Below are 15,520 nucleotides of genomic sequence, written 5' to 3' on the forward strand. Positions count from 1 at the left end.
GTCTACATGCTCAACCAGTCCCGCACGCCGTCCGAGGAGATCATCGAACGGCTGTCGACCCAGCTGGAACGCCTGCGGGTGCAGGCGGCCAACGAGGTGAGGCTCAGCCAGACCACCGAGATCGACATCGCCGACGACGGGCGGCTGTTCGAATGCGGTTGGAGCTGGGGCATCGTGCGCAGCGCCGAACCCATCGACCTCGTGCCGGGCCGGGTCAGCACTACGCCAGGGCACGCGGAATCCCGTCCCTACCTGTACTTCACGGCCGTCGCCCTGGACGGCATCAGCGATCTGTCGTCGCAGCGCATCCGAGAACTCGATCTGCTGACCGACGAGCAGCGCACCCTCGCCGACGCGCTGCAGTTGCGCTTCGAGCTGACCCGCAACTATTGGTCGAGGGTCGCCCGTTTCGACAGTGGCCGCTGGCCACTGGAGGACATCCCGTGGCGCACCTCCGACGGCGAGGAATCGGAGTACTTCAGTCTCGTGGTCGCCGCCGTGCTCATCCAGGACCTGGTGTATCGGGAGAGCACCGAGGATCTGGCGCGCACGGTGTCGGTGCTCGACCAGCTGGCCCGCCGCGGGCGCATCACCAGCCGTTTCACCGTCGATGATCCGGCCGCGCCGCTGCACTATCCGGGTGTGCGCCTGAACCTCGCGGGCAGTGAGGATATCGCCGACGGATCCCAATTGATCTGGTATGTCCCGGATTTCGCGACCCTGCTGCTCAAACGCTGCCTGGACGCCGCGCGCCTGCGCACCGACGTGGACACCCGCGACCGCTTGATGGCGCTGGCCGAGGCGGCGATGGATCACCTCGACCAGCGGGTGCTGCGGGACGGCTCGGTGGTCGGCCTGTGGGACGACATCGGCAGGCTGGTCGGCGCGGGCGACGCACGGGCGGAAGGGCCGTCCTGGTTCCTCACGGAGCGGATGATGGAGTGCCTGGTCATCGCGTACAGCACTTTCGAGCAACCGCCGCTGGCTCCGCAGGCGATGGTCGCCCGCGCGGTGGACCTGCTCAGCGAGGCCGAGCACCTGCTCAATCAAGAGGAGTTGGAGGTCGAAGGCCAGGATCTCTCGCCGAAACAGGCGGCGATCAACCGGATCCGGCAGTCGCTCGACCGGGCCCGCCGCGTGCTGCGCGAACGTCCCGGCACCGCCTACAGCCTGGCCACCCAGGCCTTGGTCCAGCTCGACGAACTGGCGTACGCGCGCCGGGACGCGACGCGGTAGGGGCGGCATCGTGCTGGTGTTCTCCACCTCCGACAAAGGCGGCACCGGACGGTCGGTGACCAGCTGCAACATCGCCTACCGGCTGTGCCGTTCCGGCCTCAACGTGGTCTACGCCGACTTCGACCTCGGCTCGCCGACGGCCGGCGCGCTGTTCGAGATCAGCGCGGCCGAACGCGGTGTGCCCAGCGGCGGCGTGCATTCCTACCTGCTCGGCGAGAGCGGAACCGTCGCCCGCGTCGACGTGGGCGCGGCGACCGATCGGCCGGAGCTGCGCCGGATCGGTCCCAACGCGGGCCGGCTGGTGTTGCTGCCCGGAGATGAGGGCGGCGCGGAATTCCTCACCGACGACGACGCGGTGGTGGAGCGGTGCGCGGAACTGCTGGTTGCGCTGGATCACGAGTTCCGCGTCGTCGTGGTCGATCTGAGCGCCGGCCGTTCCGCGGCGCTGCAGATCGTGTTGCAGGCCACCGCCCTGCCGCAACTGCGCGGGCTCACCACCCGATGGCTGATCTTCCACCGCTGGACCCGCCAGCACATCCTGGCCGCCGCCGGTCTGGTGTACGGCTCGCACGGACTGCTGAAGACCGGAGCCGAGTGCGGCCACGACCCGGAAGAGTTGCTCGGGTCGGTGCGTTACGTGCGCACCGCGGTGCCCGACGCCAACTGGGACGGTGTCGCCCAGCGCCCGGCGCAGGCGGCGTGGCTGCAAGAGCAGGACACCGCGCTGCGGCGGCTGGCCACCGCCAAGCGGCTCGGCACGACGGCGGTGCTCGGCTCCACCCCGATCGAGCCGGTGCTGCAACGGCGCGAACAGCTCATTCTCGACGCCGATGTCAACGCCCAGATCGCCAACGAGCAGACCGCGCAGGCTTATGCCGAACTCGCTCGACGACTGGTCGACAACGCGACCTGGGAGAGGCTGTAGATGCGGGATACCCAGGGCTACAGCGAGGCCACCGAACAGCCGCGAATCGCTCCGGTCCCGTTGTCGCACTTGTCGATCGAGGTCGGGCATTTCTACCTCAACGACATCACCTCCGACATCGAACGGGTCGGCGCGGAGTTCCGCCGCATCGTTCCGCTGGTGTCGGCCTTCACCGAGTCGGCCAAGGTGCAGTTCGGCCCGAACGCTCGGGTCAGCACCTGCTACCTGATCGACGACTACTTCCAGCCCGACACCGACCCCTCCGCGATCCTCCCCAAGCTGCTCGGCGCCGCGGCCGACGCCGGATTGGTCATCGACTATCTGGCCAGGGAGTCCGCCTGCTGGCGGGCCGCGAGGTTCGTCGACGGTGTGGCGTTCGGTGAGCCGATCCCCGTGGCGGAGATGGTGGCCGCCCGCATCGTCGCCGAGCCCGCGCCGCCGAGCACCGGCCGCAGGCCGCCGACGGCGGAGTCGGGCTGGCTGTGCAACGGGCGCCGGTCCTCCGAGGACGAACGCGGCCAGGCCATGCGGCAACGGGTCTATCAGCCGCCGGAGGAGTTCGGCCGCCGGGAGCATTCGATCTTCCTCGACGTGGAACTGTGGAGCAAGCACGTCGTCGACGGGGTGGCGGTGACGCGCTGGTCCTGCCCGTTCCTGGCCGCGGTCTGGCATCTGCTGCGGCTGGGCATGCTGCGCTATCACGGTGCCGCCGTGGTGGATCCGCAACCATGGCGCCAAGAGGATCTCACGCCGCGCCGCTGGCACGACATCCCGCCGGTGGTGCAGCTGAATCCGTCCGCCGCGCCGTTCGCCGCCTACAAGACGCTGTCGATGCTGCCCAAGCGATACATCGCGATCGAGCACGCCGTGCGACTGGTCCTCGACCATCTCGATCTCGACGACGACGTGGTCGAGCAGATCATCGCCCGCGGCGGCGACGAGCTGCCGCCGGTGGCGGTGCCGCGTGCGGTCAGCGAACGGCTCTCGCACCTGCTGCTCGACGGGGCCTGACATGGCCTCGTCCAAGCCGCTGGCCGTGCTCGGGGAAGTGCGCACCTGCCTGCTGCCGTCGGCGACGGCGCTAACTGGTCCGGAGGCCTGCGATTTGCTGGCGCTCATGCCCGGCTGCACGGTGCGCTGGCGGGAGCGGCCGGGCACGCTGGCGGTGTCGCCGACCACCGCGGTCGGCGTCGATTGCGATCTGGCCGTGGGCGAGCACAACGCCCACATCGTCGGAACCGTGGCGACCAGCGCGGTCCTGTCCGGGGGCCGTGTGCTGCAGTCCAGCGCGCGCACTCAGGTGGTGCGCGCCGCCAACCGGCGCAGACAGACCTGGTCGCACTATTTGAGCCGCAAGGGCGTGACCGAGGTGATCAGTCGCCTGCCCGAAAGGACCGGCAACGCGGAGGCTTTGGCCGAGGGCTATCTCACCGGCCCGGTCGGCGCCGAGACACTGGATCTGGCCTCGATCAGCGAACGGCTGCTGGCCCGCCTGCGCGCCGACACCAGGCTGGACCAGAAGCCGCCGGTGCGGGCGGGCGCCACCCGGCTGCGCTGGGTCGCCTGGATCGGGGGCGGCGCGGGTCCCACGGCCAAGCTGCACCTGGACGACGCCAGCCTCCGCACGGTCCGGATGATCGTCCGCGACGAGGCCGATCTGCTTGCGGCGCAGCGGTTCTGCGAAGATCTGGCCGCGCACGACTGGTTGCTGACCGTCGTCACCGACGCGCTGGCGGAGGCCGACCGCTTCCCCTCGCACAGTCGCGAACGCACCGACATCCTCGCCCCGGTGCTGGAGGATCTCACGGGACTGTGGATGCCGGGAGCGCACACACCGCCATCGATGCGGACGCTGTGGCAGAAACTGCAGACCGATCCCGGGTTGTCCCGCCAGTGGAACGCCCTCGTCGCGCGGCTGCAGAACCGCATCGCGGTCGCGACCTTGGAGGCGCTGCGGCACAAGGCTTTCGACGCTGAATGGTAGCCGCTACATCCGGAACCACTTGCGCACCAGCAGCGCGAAGAACACCGACATCGAAACCGTGCCCATCCACGCTTCCGCGGCGAACAACGGACGGGCGATCGGGCGCAGATCCTCGGTGTCGCCCGGGCCCAACGGGTTGATGAAGCCGGTCACGCAGGCATAGACCGTAGCGGCGGGCGAGGGATTGCCGTTCAGGGCCAAAGCGGCGACGGTGAACAGCACCAGCTGCACGGCCACCCAGCCGAGCAGCCAGAACGGCCGGTACCCGTAGCCGCACAGCACATACGACAGTTGCCCGGTCCACCGCCGCCAGCCCGGCGGCAGTGCGAGAGTGCGCGCCCGCGCCAAGCGCAGACCGCAGCGGTCCTGCGCTTCGTCGTCCTCGTTCATCCGGTACAGCGCGGCGCCTCTGCGGTAGGCGAGGGCCGCGTGACCGGGCAGTCGCGCCGCCGAGAGTTGGGCGCCCAACTGCTCGTATTCCTCGGCCAGCATGATGTTCTGCCGACTGCTCAGCCGCAGCGGACCGCGGAACTCGATCTCCGCGGCCAGCAGCGCCGCCGGGATCGCGCTCGGCACCCGCCAGCCGGCCTCGTCGGGCGCCGGTTGCCGTGCGGCGGCGTAGAGGTGCCGGAACACCAGGGAATCGGAGTGCCGCCGGGCGCTCGGCGGGTCGTAGTCGGCCAGGATCGCCTCGGCGTGCGCGGCGAACCGCTCCAGCTCGGCCGGCTCGGGACGGTCACCCCGATCGAGTTCGGCGGTGTATTCGTCCGCGCGCCTTGTGATCCGGGTCGAGACGGATGCGACGAAGGGCGAAATCTCCCCCATGTCACGAGTCTAGCGGTAGGCCTCTCAACCGGTATTCGAAAACGTCGCGGGGCTCGCCGGGGCCGAAATACCGCTCGTCGTGCTCGACGAACTCGAACCCCGCCCGCTTGAACAGGTTGCTCGCGTGCTGATTGTCCGGCCGCACGGTCAGATACACCACTTCGGCTCCCACATTCCGGCACGTCTGCAGGGTGCGGCGCAGCAGGCCGCGCCCGTACCCTCCGCCCTGGTGTCTCTTGGCCACCGCGAAGGTGAACAGCAGCGCCCGTCCCTTCTTCTCCAGAGTCAGCGCGTAACCGATCAGCGTCCCGTCCAACTCCACGACCAGCCATTCGGATCCGTGCAGGTCGAACAGCTGGCGCAGCATCAGATACAGGTACGGTTCGGCGAACACCTCGGCCTCGATGGCCGCGATGTCTTCGAGATCGGCGAAGCGGGCCTGCCGGTATTCCGGCTGAGGCGCTTTGGCGATGTTCATCCGCTCCCTACTGCCAGGGCATAGGCCGTCCGATTCCAGCTTAAACGTCTCTCACCGAGCGGGGTCAGTGTAGAACCAGCGGAATCGTCCCCGGCGCGGCGCGCGGACGGTGTCGCGTCCGCGCCGGGGCGACCCGGGGATGATGCGGCAGTGTGGGCAGCGAAGGGCGGTCGGACTCGCTCGTCGCGCAGCGGGCTACTTCGGGGGGAAGCGCAGCGCGCCGTCGGGGCGGATGACTTCGCCGTTGAGGTAGTCGTTCTCGATGATGGCGGCGGCCAGCTCGGCGTACTCCTCGGAACGACCCATGCGCTTGGGGAACGGCACCTGCGGGCCCCAGTAGGCCTCCAGCTGGTCGGCGGCCTTGCCGTAGGCGGGGGCGTCACCACGCGGATGCCCACCGGCGACAGGTGGTTGAATTATCCAGAAGGAGAATGACGTTCTCAACCGCGGGCGAAACCGTGCGCGCAGAAGTTCCATACTTCGGACGCGGTGATCGGATTCTGTGTTTCGTCGTCGGACGCTTCCGCAGACTGCGCGGTGAACATGACGGTTTGCATGACCATGGCCGCCGTGCGGCGCGAGTCGACCTCCGGACGCAGTTGCCCGGCGTCCTTGGCCAGGTCCATCAGTTCGGTGAACAGCGCCAGCAGCGGCGCGTGCGCGAGCTTCACGTGATCGGGATGCGAGATCAGCAGCCGCGGTGCGAAATCGGTGAACAGGGGGCGTTGTGCCGACGGATCCGGCCGGCACAGCTCGAACAGCAGCTCGACGGCGACCTGGAGCTTGTCCAGCGGGTCGGTCCGGCCGTCGGCGGCGGCGCGCAGCTGATCGGACGTGCGGCTCAGGGCGTCCTCGAAGAGGGCGAGCAGCAGCTCGTGTTTGCCGTCGAACTGCAGGTAGAAGCTGCGCAGCGACTGCCGCGAGCGGTCGACGACCTCCTGCACGGTGAAGTCCGTGCTGCCCTTCTCGGTGATGATCGCCTGGGCCGCGTCCAGGAACCGCTGCACACGCTCCTCGGCCCGCAACTTCGCGGTGCGCAGAGAGCGCTCGACGGCGCGCTGCTTCCAGGCCGGGTTCTCGCTCGGGCTGGTCACGAGCGCCTCGGTCCTCGGTCATATGAGGAGAACATGCATGCACTGTACCGGAGAATGGGTGTGTCATCGGGTTCTCGGGTCGCCGTGTCCGCCCAGTTCCGAGACTTCTCTTTACGTTTGTGAGAATATTATTCTCGCAACAGTCGAGCATGCCCGCACGTGCTCGGCCTTCCCGGACTCGAGGAGCTCGATTTGCACATTCGCTATGAGGTCGCCGACCGGATCGCCACCATCACCCTCGACCGGCCGGAGGCGGCCAACGCGCAGAACGGCGAACTACTCGACCAGCTCGACGCCGCGTGGGTGCGCGCCGCCGAGGACGACGAGGTGGCGGTCATCGTGCTACGCGGGGAGGGCAAGCACTTCTCCGCGGGCCACGATCTGAAGCGGCTGCCGAGGTTCCACGGTCTTGGATATGTCGCCCCGCTGCTGGCACGCCGCGATCCGTCGTCCACGCTTGCATCCCAGATATCCGAGCGGTCCTGCTCGTCAGTCGCCGACGAACAGGAGATATCCGTTGGCGCGGAGGGCGATGGACGATGCTCGCCTCAGCAGGTCGACAGCCTGCCGCTCGGCATCGGTCCGTACGTCGATCTCCTCGATCTGATCCAGGATCAAGGCGAGCTGGTACCGGTTGAACATGGTATCGCCGTAACGGTAGATGCCCCGCACCAAGCTGGTGTCGGGCTGCGCAGCGCACAGCCTGAACAGCGTTTCGTCCGCATCGTCACCGAAGCGGTGTATCTCGGCATGGTTGATGTCCTGTACAACGATGTCTAAAGCCACCCGATCCCTACTCATCTCCAAATGCGCATCGCCGAACGCCTCCGCGGCGGCGCCGCTCCAGCTTCCGGAAAGGATCGCGGCGACTCTGCTGTCGAGTCCATCGAGTTGATCCTCGATGAACCCGGCCAGCCCGGTCAACTGGGTTGCGACTTGCTCGAGCTGATCAATATCGACGGTGAACCGGCTGCTCATAGATTCAGACTCGTCGAGCCTAGATCGGCAGCGGATGCACCATCCTGCTGCTGGTAACCAACTGCCACCACGCCGAGCGAACTGGCCAGAGCGGCAAGGGAGTTCAACAATTGAGTCCCATCTTCACGGACGGCGAGCCACCCGCCGCCGAACGTGTCCGCCGCTGTTCCGGTCCAGCTGTCGGCCAGGCCATCCACCTGCCGCGCAGCGACATCGAGAGCCGATCGCAGCGCTTGAACCAGGTTCACCATGTGCTGGCCGAGTTCAACGACTTCGTCAGGTACGACGGAGAGCTCGTGACTTGGATTCGGCATCCCCCCAGAAGTATCCACGACGCAATGTTACGCGCACCGTACCGTAGCCACCTGATGGCCGGATCATCCCGGCCTCGAGTCGATCCGCTTCCAGAGTTCTGCTTGCGCAACCGTTCGGGGTGGCTCGGCGGCGAGTTCGTGCCAGGCCACGCAACGTTCACGAAGACTGTTCAAAGCGGTGAGAGGGTGCACCAGCACTTCTCATCGCATCGGGGGCGCCGCAACTGCGCCGCGACCCGTGATCGGCCGCCCGGCGGTATCGTGGTGGTGTGTCGGATCGGGGGATCGAATTCAAGCCGGATGCTGACGATCCTAAGCGGGTGAAGCTGAATACAGGCCTACCGCAAGGTGTTTCGCGAGCCGAGATCACCTACCGCGCCGAGGGCGGCTTCCGCGGTACCCGGTTGGTGCGCTGTTCCGAGGCGGAGTTCGCGCATCTTCGCACCGCCGTCGACGGGGTGTACGAAGGGCCGTGGAGCGAAGCCCGGCAGCTGTCGGTGTCGGAGGCCCGGCACTACGTCGATCAGGCGAAACGGCGGATTCAGCAGCAAGAAGACGAGATACGCCGTAGGCAGGAGTCTGTGGATCTGACGTGCCCATGGTGCGAGCGGCAACGCAGTTACCTAGGCGTTCTCGGGTTCATCACCGGTCATACCGGCTTCATGACCGATCACCCCAGCGAGCTGGGCCAGCAGGTCGTCCAGCAGCACGCCTACCGGTGCGATCGGTGCGGGTCCATGCAACTGTTCGCCGATGGTTTCCTTCCCCACCCGCTGCCGGGCAGGCAGCCGTCGTAGACGTGGCCTCGGCGTAACGCCCCTGGGGTGATAACGGATAAGACGTGCAGCCGGGCCGGTGTTCTCGAACTTCGGTCGCGAGGGCCGGGCATGTCGATCACTGTGCAGACTCAGAGGGGAAAGTTCATGCGCTCAGTCACCAAATTGGCCACGACCGCCGCTGCCGCCGTGGTGGCCTGTGCTCCGGCATTCGTCTTCGCCGGTACCGCCTCGGCCGAGGCGGTGAACCTGCCGGTCCTCTACACCACGGCGACGGAAGCGGGCCTGTGCTACGGCACGATTCGCGGGAACGTGGATCAGGACTCCTCGCAGGGACTTCACCTCACCAGCGCCTTCGAGGGCATCGGCACCTGCGCGACCACCGCCTACGTCTCCTGGCACAACATCGACACCGGCGCGCGGGGAAACACCACGATCAAACTGGTCGGCTCGTGGTACAACTCCGCCACCATCCCGTCCGGTCCCGGTCACGTCGAATTGTCCGTCACCACAAAGGAAATCTTCCACTCGCCCGATTCGGTCCAGGTGCAGTACGTCATCCCCGGCTGAGCGGCAGCTACCGCGCCGCAGCCGCGGCGGAACTTCGCATGCCCACCGTTGGCGACGCGGCACCGAACCCGCGGTTCGTCTGCTGCGCCGGAAGCCGCCGATAGCGAGGCGGGCGTTCGGACCGGTGCGTCGACCACGCCTTTCCATAAGGTCGGCGCTTCGGCGGGACGCCACGTCATCACCGGCTTCGCTTGCGTGAACGGCCGGACCCTCGGTGTGGTCGCGAATCCTGGTGGCACGCCGCTCGGCGGCGCCGGGATCGCGCTGTGCCCGACTCCGGTCCGTCACGGGGCGGCGCGTTGTCGACCTCGGGTTCGCCAGGTAACTTCGAGCAAATGGATGCTGGCGTAGCCTACTTCCCGACCCATGACGGGCTCGGGCCCGCGGAGCTCGCTCGAACCGTCGAGGAGCGCGGCCATCGATGGCTGATGTGGGCCGAGCACACGCACATCCCGGCGGCGCGGGAGACGCCCTGGCGCGGCGAGGAGGGCGCGCCGCCGCTGCCGCGAAAATACGCGCACATCTACGACCCTTTCGTGGCGAGCGCCTATGCATTGGGCGCCACGAAAGCGCTGCGGGTCGGGACCGGTATCGCGCTCGTGGCCCAGCGCGACCCGATCATCACCGCCAAGGAGGTCGCGTCGCTCGATCATCTGTCCGGCGGGCGATTCGACTTCGGCATCGGCGCAGGCTGGAATCGGGAAGAGATGGCGAATCACGGCACCGATCCACGGACCCGGATGAAGCGCATGGGCGAGTACGTCCGTGCTATGAAGGCGATCTGGACGCAGCACGAGGCCTCGTTCGAGGGCGAATTCGTCTCCTTCGACCGGATCTGGAGCGACCCCAAGCCGATCCAGCGGCCGCACCCGCCGATCCTCGTCGGCGGTGGCGGACCGACGGTGCTGGATCGCGTGCTCGAGTACGGCGACGCGTGGATGCCCAATCACGGCCCCGGGATCATCGAGCGGATCACGGAGTTGCGCGAGCGGGCCGACCGCCCGATCGACGTCGTCGTGATGGGCGCACCCGTCGACGATCTCGGGGCTCTGGAAGCCTATGCCGAAGCGGGAGTCGACCGCGTGCTCTTCTGGTTGCCGTCGGCACGCAGGAGCGTCGTCGAGCGCGAACTCGATCAGGTCGAGGCGGCGATGGCCGAGTTGCACGACCGCCCGGTGTGAACTCGGAGGTCCGCAGCCGCTCGGGGCTGAGCACGGCACGACAGCCGGTCCGGAAGCGGAGCGGTGGCCGCGCGTTGACTACGCTGACGCGGTGTCCCAATCCGTGCCACTGACGAGACTTCTCGATGACGCGGGCTTGCTGTCGCTCGAACACCGACTGCACCTCGAGGAGGTGCTCGGCGCACACGTGTTGGAGGCCGACCTGGACGGACGTCGGCTCGAATTCCTCGGCGAGGAACGCTCCTTCGTGTGCACGGACGTCCACCTGCTCGGAACGGCGGATGCCGACACGTGGCTGTGGGGATGGGTCAATCCCTGGGGCTACCCGTCGGCGCTGCTGCGCGCTGCGGAGACGGTGCGCGAGTTCGGATCCCGCTACCGTGTCGCCGAATTGTGTTCGGCCGAGCTACCCGTGGTCATCGGGGGTGCGGCGCCGGAGCCCTATCAGGTCGCCGCGTTGATGGCGGACGCCGCGAAGATCGTCTGTGGACGCTGGAACTCCTACTGCGGCGTCATCGATGGCGCCTGCGTCGCGTTCCTCATCGACCATCCCGCCTTCGAGTTGCCCGCGCCCACCCCCTCCGGCCTCGCTCGCGTGCTTGCCCACGGATTCGGTGGGCTGCCACTGACGGATCACCGGCGTGCCGTGTACAGCTACCTGACCCGGCGTGGGCTGACCACGGAATTCCTCGACGACTATCGGCTACTGGAATTCGGCGGCCACGGTCTCGCGGGTGAAGTCGAATTCGACGCTGCGGGCCGGATCGCGCATCTGGATATCGGGATCGTCATGGACGAGGTCGACGCGCCCTTCGAATCGGAGACCCAGTCCGCCTGACCGCCGTGCCGAGGCTGACGCGACGGCCGGTCAGCTCGGCGGGAACTGCTGCTCGAACCAGCCGATGATCTCCGGGATGGCCACCCGGGCGGTTCCGGCGTGGTCCAGGCCGGCCAAATCGCGCAGCGTGGCGTTGCCGCTGCCGAGGGCTTGCAGGCAGTGCTCGGCATTCGGATATGGGACGGCGCGGTCGCTCTGGGAAGCGTAGAGCCGGACGGGCACTCGCGGCGTCCAGTGGCACGTGCCGTCGCTCTCGGCGATCGCCGCCGCGGTGGCGCCGGTCGGCTCGGCGGCCGACTGGAGGAACCGCGGGTTCAGTAGTTGCCCAGGGGTCGGCGCCAGCGAGGTGACGATGGTGATCTCGCTGTGGAAGCCGTCGAAGAGTTCTTCGACTTTGTCGGCGTAGGGCTGCTGGAAGGCCTCGGTCGGGTCGTCGTACAGATGGTGGATCCGGTTCATGGAAGTGATCCAGTAGGAGAAGAAGAGCACCGCCGCGCCCGGTAGCACCTGTCCGTCCAGTGCGGCGGGCGCCTGGACGTGCTGTAGGTCGTAGGGGCCGCTGATCGGGGCCAAGGCGGCGGCTCCGAAGCCCGGGATCGCTCCGGCGGCCAGCGCCTTGCCCAGCGCCATCGCGGCGTGACCGCCCTGGGAGAAGCCGGTCACCAGCACGTCCGGGTCGAGCTCCCGGCGCTGCTGGGCGGCGAGGGAATCGGCCGCGCGCAACAGATCGGCCGAAGCGCTTACCTCCGAGGGCGCATGGGTGTAGGGATGCGTTCCCGGACCGTTCCCGAGGCCCAGGTAGTCCGGCGCGGTCGCCGCGTAGCCCGCCGCGGCGAAGGCCACCGTACGTAGCCGATCGGGGAGGTTGCGGGTGTCGACCGAAGGCGCATCGCTTTTCAGCGTCATCGTCCCGTGCTCGTAGCTGACCACCCGCAGTCGCCGGGAATCCGTGCGCGGCAGCGCCACCAGCCCGCTGGCGGTGGTCGGCTCGCCGTGCGGGGTGATCGTCCGGTACTCGAGGCGGAAGGCGTCGACGCCGTTGCGGACCGGAGTGGAGACTCCGCCGTTCGTCAGCAGCGCCGCGGTCTGCTCGGGCGGCAGACTCAGCAGGGGCGTGGTGGAGACGATCGCACCGCGGGCCGGTGGCGGTTCGTGCTCGGTGCCCCCGCACCCGGCGGCTCCCAACAGCACGACCACCGCGATCAGGCAGCGCCACAGGCGGTACATCCGTCGATCCTTTCGATGATCATCGGCTCCGCTCCATCATCGCGCGTGCGCGGACGGATCATCGGAGATGCGGGAGGTCCACCGGGTTGCGGGGATTCGGAAGGCCACCCTCCCGAAAGGATCGGAGCCGCTTCTGCCCGCATCCCGGCGTCGCTGCCTGGCTGTAACCGATCCGTCCATGAGCAGTTCGCCTGGTCGATAAGTAAATGACTATTTCAGTACTTCAGAGCTATCTGCCAGTTAGGAGGGGCGATATGTTATGAATGATTATCGTCATCCGTGGTAGTCGGGTGTGATTGCTACCCCGGAGCGACGCAGGCTGTCGACGCTATCCGGCCGACGCCGTCCGGGCGGCGTCGACACCCCAAGGGCGGCTGATCGAGGCACTACCCGAGGAGTGGGCATGAGCACGCCGATGGCGAGCGCGACTACCGAGATCTACTTCCGCGCGGCGGCCGCGACGCTGGTCGAGGCCGCGACGGTCCTGGCGGACTTCGGATGCTCGCCGGTGGACGCTTCCGGGATCCTCGAGCGCTTGCGCCGAGTCGAGCACGCGCTCGGTGTGGTCATCGGGAACTTGACCACTGCCATGGAATCCGGTCCGGTGGCCGCCGACCACGCGCAATTGTCCGAACTGGGGCGCGCGCTCGGCCGGGTCGTCGAGCGGACGCGGGCGGCGGCCGCGCTCGCGGACGCCTATCTCATCACGGCAGTGCCGGACGAAGTGCTCGAAGTCGTGGTGACGATAGGTCGCTGCGCGCATCTCACCGCAGCGGCGCTGGGCGCCTGCGAGCAACCGCTGCTCGGGTCGTATCGCGCCGAGTTGCTGCGCCTCGCGGTGCACGCCGAGCGGACGTTCACGCGGTGGTCGCTGGCGCGGCCGAGGGCCGGTGCGAACCCGACGGCCGAACTCGGCAAGGCGCTGGTCTCGGTCGTGCACGCGTTCTTGGCGGTCGGCTACGCCGCCGCGATCGTCATCCGGGCGTGAGCCTAGGGAAGTTATCCGCTATGTGGCCGAGCATTCTTCGGAACGATCCGTGATCACCAGGGCAAATGTGTCTTTAGTTAGTGGTTGTTCATGTCGTGTGATAGAACTCACTGGCGAAACGAAGGGGACTGTTCGACATGGAACCAACAGCCAAGCAACGCGCGGCCATGAACGTCATCTGCGACACGTTCAACCCCGGCGACGGGTTGACGCTCCCATCGGCGAGCGCGCTCGGAGCCGTTCACACCGTTTTCCAGCTGCTGGGCCGCAATCCGCGCGAGGCGGAGAAGAAGCAGCTGGCCACGCTGCTGAACCTGTGGGATTCCCGGCTGGCCGGCCTGCTCACCGGCAGCGGTCTCCGGCGCTTCTCCCGGTTGTCGCAGCAGGAGCGCGAACGGGCGTTGCTGCGGCTCGCCGATTCCCGCATCGAGTCCGTGCGGGTGATCTTCCAGGCGCTCAAACAGGCGTCGATGCTGTCCTACAACATCACTCCCGGCCCGACGGGCGTCAATCCGCTGTGGAAGGAGATCGGTTATCCGGCCCCGGCCGGTCCGCTGGCCACCGCGCCCGCGCCCGCGTTGACACCGCTGCGCTGCACCGAGACTTCCGAATTCGACTGTGACGTCGTGATCGTCGGCTCCGGCGCCGGAGGCGGCGTGGCAGCCGCCGTGTTGGCCGAAGCGGGCCTCGACGTCGTGGTGCTGGAACGCGGAAACTACTACGACGACCGCGATTTCGGCACCGGCGAGCTCGGCGGTCTGCAGCACCTGTACGCGCCGGGACCGCCTGGCTCCGCCGAAGGCCAGATCACCCTCGTCGCGGGCACGTGCCTGGGCGGCGGGACGGTCGTCAACTGGAGCACGTCCTTGCCGACGCCGGAGGATGTCCGGGCGGAGTGGGCCGCGCTGGGCGCCGTGCAGTTCGCCGAGGCCGAATTCGGCGACGCGCTGGACGTGGTGCGGCGGCGGCTCGGCGTCACCGATCAGCGGTCGGTGCTGTCGGCCCGCGACGGCGTGCTCGAGCGCGGCGCCCGCGCGCTCGGCTGGGAGGTGGACACGTTGCCGCGCAACGTGACCGACGCCTGCGACGCCGGTGTGGAGTGCGGCCGGTGCGGATACGGCTGCCGCCTGGGCGCCAAGCAGTCGGTGACCAAGACCTGGCTGGCCGATGCGGCCGATCGGGGCGCACGGCTGGTCGTGGACGCCGACGCGCGGCGGATCACCGTGCGCAACGGTCGGGCGCAAGGGGTATCGGCGGTCACCTCCGACGGCGTGGCGATCGAAGTACGCGCCCGTGCGGTGGTGGTGGCGGCCGGAGCGATCCAGACTCCGGCGCTGCTGCGGCGCTCCGGGTTGCGCAACCAGAACATCGGCCGCCATCTGCGCCTGCACCCGGCGGCCGCGGTGTTCGGGGTGTTCGAGGAAGAGATCCGCCCGTGGGAAGGCGGCTTGCAGACCCGGATCTGCCGCGAGCACAGCAACTTGGACGGCAACGGCTACGGCGTGATCTACGAAACCGGCCCGATCCATCCCGGTCTCGCCACCGGGTTCATGAGCTGGCGCGGCGCCGAGAACCATCGGGCCACCATGCTCGATTTCGCGCATTCCAACGCGATCGGCATCATCACGCGCGACCGCGATTCGGGCACGGTGTCGGTCGACCGCGCCGGTGAGCCGATCGTGCACTACCGGTTGTCGGACTACGATGCCGCACACTTGCACACCGGGTTCGAGGGGGCGGCGAGCATCCTGGAAGCAGCCGGTGCGCGGCGCATCTTCTCCGGGCACCAAGCGGGCGCCTCCTATGAGCCGGGCCGCCGCGGCTCACACGCCGATTTCGCCGCCGCATGCCGGTCGGCCGGGTACGGTCCGGGGCGATGCTCCCTGGGCGCACTGCACATCATGGGCTCGGCGCGGATGGGCGGCTCACCGGAGACCTCGGCCACCAACCCGGACGGCGCCACCTGGGAGGTGGCGAACATCGTCGTCGCCGACGCCTCCGGCTTCCCCACGGCCTCAGGTGTCAACCCGATGGTCTCGATCGAGGCGATCGCCTACATGAACGCGAGACGGCTTGCGGCGCAGTTGAGCTGAACACCGATCGGCG

Annotated in this window: 16 protein-coding genes and 2 pseudogenes; 11 read left to right on the forward strand and 7 right to left on the reverse strand. The window is 68.1% G+C overall.

Annotated features, from left to right (window positions below; genetic code table 11):
* The 4 genes from ON21_RS12845 to ON21_RS12860 all read left to right on the forward strand — a co-directional run.
* On the forward strand, positions 1 to 1,236 hold a 1,236-nt coding region (locus tag ON21_RS12845; protein ID WP_051020740.1), incomplete at its 5' end, for an SCO2524 family protein.
* Positions 1,237 to 1,246: 10 nt separating this feature from the next.
* Positions 1,247 to 2,161 carry an SCO2523 family variant P-loop protein gene (locus ON21_RS12850; RefSeq protein ID WP_039798077.1) on the forward strand — a complete coding sequence of 305 codons (915 nt, stop codon included), beginning with the start codon at positions 1,247 to 1,249 and terminating at the stop codon, positions 2,159 to 2,161.
* A complete protein-coding gene (locus ON21_RS12855; RefSeq protein WP_039798078.1) occupies positions 2,162 to 3,172 on the forward strand; it encodes an SCO2522 family protein in 1,011 nt (336 codons plus the stop codon).
* Position 3,173: 1 nt separating this feature from the next.
* Positions 3,174 to 4,145, forward strand: a complete 972-nt coding sequence (locus ON21_RS12860) for an SCO2521 family protein (protein ID WP_039798079.1) — start codon at positions 3,174 to 3,176, stop codon at positions 4,143 to 4,145.
* Positions 4,146 to 4,148: 3 nt separating this feature from the next.
* Here the strand turns inward: ON21_RS12860 and ON21_RS12865 are convergent, their stop codons facing one another.
* The 4 genes and pseudogenes from ON21_RS12865 to ON21_RS12880 all read right to left on the reverse strand — a co-directional run bounded on the left by ON21_RS12865 (position 4,149) and on the right by ON21_RS12880 (position 6,542).
* Positions 4,149 to 4,970, reverse strand: coding sequence for a hypothetical protein (locus tag ON21_RS12865; RefSeq protein WP_039798080.1), 822 nt, complete (start codon positions 4,968 to 4,970; stop codon positions 4,149 to 4,151).
* Between the two features lies 1 nt (position 4,971).
* Positions 4,972 to 5,448, reverse strand: a complete 477-nt coding sequence (locus ON21_RS12870) for a GNAT family N-acetyltransferase (protein ID WP_039798081.1) — start codon at positions 5,446 to 5,448, stop codon at positions 4,972 to 4,974.
* A gap of 195 nt (positions 5,449 to 5,643) precedes the next feature.
* Positions 5,644 to 5,855: pseudogene (locus tag ON21_RS12875) on the reverse strand (3-hydroxyacyl-CoA dehydrogenase); the annotation flags it as partial.
* 33 nt (positions 5,856 to 5,888) lie between these two features.
* Positions 5,889 to 6,542 carry a TetR/AcrR family transcriptional regulator gene (locus tag ON21_RS12880; RefSeq protein ID WP_039798083.1) on the reverse strand — a complete coding sequence of 218 codons (654 nt, stop codon included), beginning with the start codon at positions 6,540 to 6,542 and terminating at the stop codon, positions 5,889 to 5,891.
* Positions 6,543 to 6,734: 192 nt separating this feature from the next.
* On the opposite strand from ON21_RS12880, the pseudogene ON21_RS36970 reads away from it, so the two are divergent.
* Positions 6,735 to 6,929 (forward strand): annotated as a pseudogene (locus ON21_RS36970) (enoyl-CoA hydratase-related protein); the annotation flags it as partial.
* A gap of 102 nt (positions 6,930 to 7,031) precedes the next feature.
* On the opposite strand, the gene ON21_RS40980 reads toward ON21_RS36970, so the two are convergent.
* Both ON21_RS40980 and ON21_RS36980 read right to left on the reverse strand, forming a co-directional pair.
* A complete protein-coding gene (locus ON21_RS40980) occupies positions 7,032 to 7,520 on the reverse strand; it encodes a WXG100 family type VII secretion target (RefSeq protein WP_083880579.1) in 489 nt (162 codons plus the stop codon).
* Entirely contained in the window at positions 7,517 to 7,852 is a 336-nt protein-coding gene (locus ON21_RS36980) for a WXG100 family type VII secretion target (RefSeq protein ID WP_245562575.1), read from the reverse strand. The genes ON21_RS40980 and ON21_RS36980 overlap by 4 nt, the downstream gene beginning before the upstream one ends.
* 302 nt (positions 7,853 to 8,154) lie before the next feature.
* Between ON21_RS36980 and ON21_RS12890 the strand changes: the two genes are divergently transcribed.
* The 4 genes from ON21_RS12890 to ON21_RS12905 all read left to right on the forward strand — a co-directional run bounded on the left by ON21_RS12890 (position 8,155) and on the right by ON21_RS12905 (position 11,199).
* Positions 8,155 to 8,631 (forward strand): hypothetical protein, encoded by a 477-nt coding sequence (locus tag ON21_RS12890; protein ID WP_039798085.1) that lies wholly within the window; start codon positions 8,155 to 8,157, stop codon positions 8,629 to 8,631.
* A 126-nt stretch (positions 8,632 to 8,757) separates the two neighbouring features.
* Entirely contained in the window at positions 8,758 to 9,180 is a 423-nt protein-coding gene (locus ON21_RS12895; RefSeq protein WP_157170822.1) for a hypothetical protein, read from the forward strand.
* A 335-nt stretch (positions 9,181 to 9,515) separates the two neighbouring features.
* Complete coding sequence (locus tag ON21_RS12900) at positions 9,516 to 10,361, forward strand: LLM class F420-dependent oxidoreductase (protein WP_039798087.1); 846 nt, start codon at positions 9,516 to 9,518, stop codon at positions 10,359 to 10,361.
* A gap of 91 nt (positions 10,362 to 10,452) precedes the next feature.
* The gene (locus ON21_RS12905; RefSeq protein WP_063821060.1) at positions 10,453 to 11,199 is read left to right on the forward strand and encodes a DUF6882 domain-containing protein; all 747 of its coding nucleotides are present in this window, start codon (positions 10,453 to 10,455) and stop codon (positions 11,197 to 11,199) included.
* A 30-nt stretch (positions 11,200 to 11,229) separates the two neighbouring features.
* On the opposite strand, the gene ON21_RS12910 is transcribed toward ON21_RS12905, so the two are convergent.
* Positions 11,230 to 12,426, reverse strand: a complete 1,197-nt coding sequence (locus tag ON21_RS12910) for a lipase family protein (RefSeq protein ID WP_051020742.1) — start codon at positions 12,424 to 12,426, stop codon at positions 11,230 to 11,232.
* A 403-nt stretch (positions 12,427 to 12,829) separates the two neighbouring features.
* On the opposite strand from ON21_RS12910, the gene ON21_RS12915 reads away from it, so the two are divergent.
* Complete coding sequence (locus ON21_RS12915; RefSeq protein ID WP_039798088.1) at positions 12,830 to 13,414, forward strand: hypothetical protein; 585 nt, start codon at positions 12,830 to 12,832, stop codon at positions 13,412 to 13,414.
* 137 nt (positions 13,415 to 13,551) lie between these two features.
* A complete protein-coding gene (locus tag ON21_RS12920) occupies positions 13,552 to 15,507 on the forward strand; it encodes a GMC family oxidoreductase N-terminal domain-containing protein (RefSeq protein ID WP_039798089.1) in 1,956 nt (651 codons plus the stop codon).
* Positions 15,508 to 15,520: the final 13 nt, after the last annotated feature.

Origin of the sequence: Nocardia araoensis NBRC 100135, assembly GCF_000308435.1 — a bacterium.
Classification (GTDB): Bacteria; Actinomycetota; Actinomycetes; order Mycobacteriales; family Mycobacteriaceae; genus Nocardia; species Nocardia araoensis.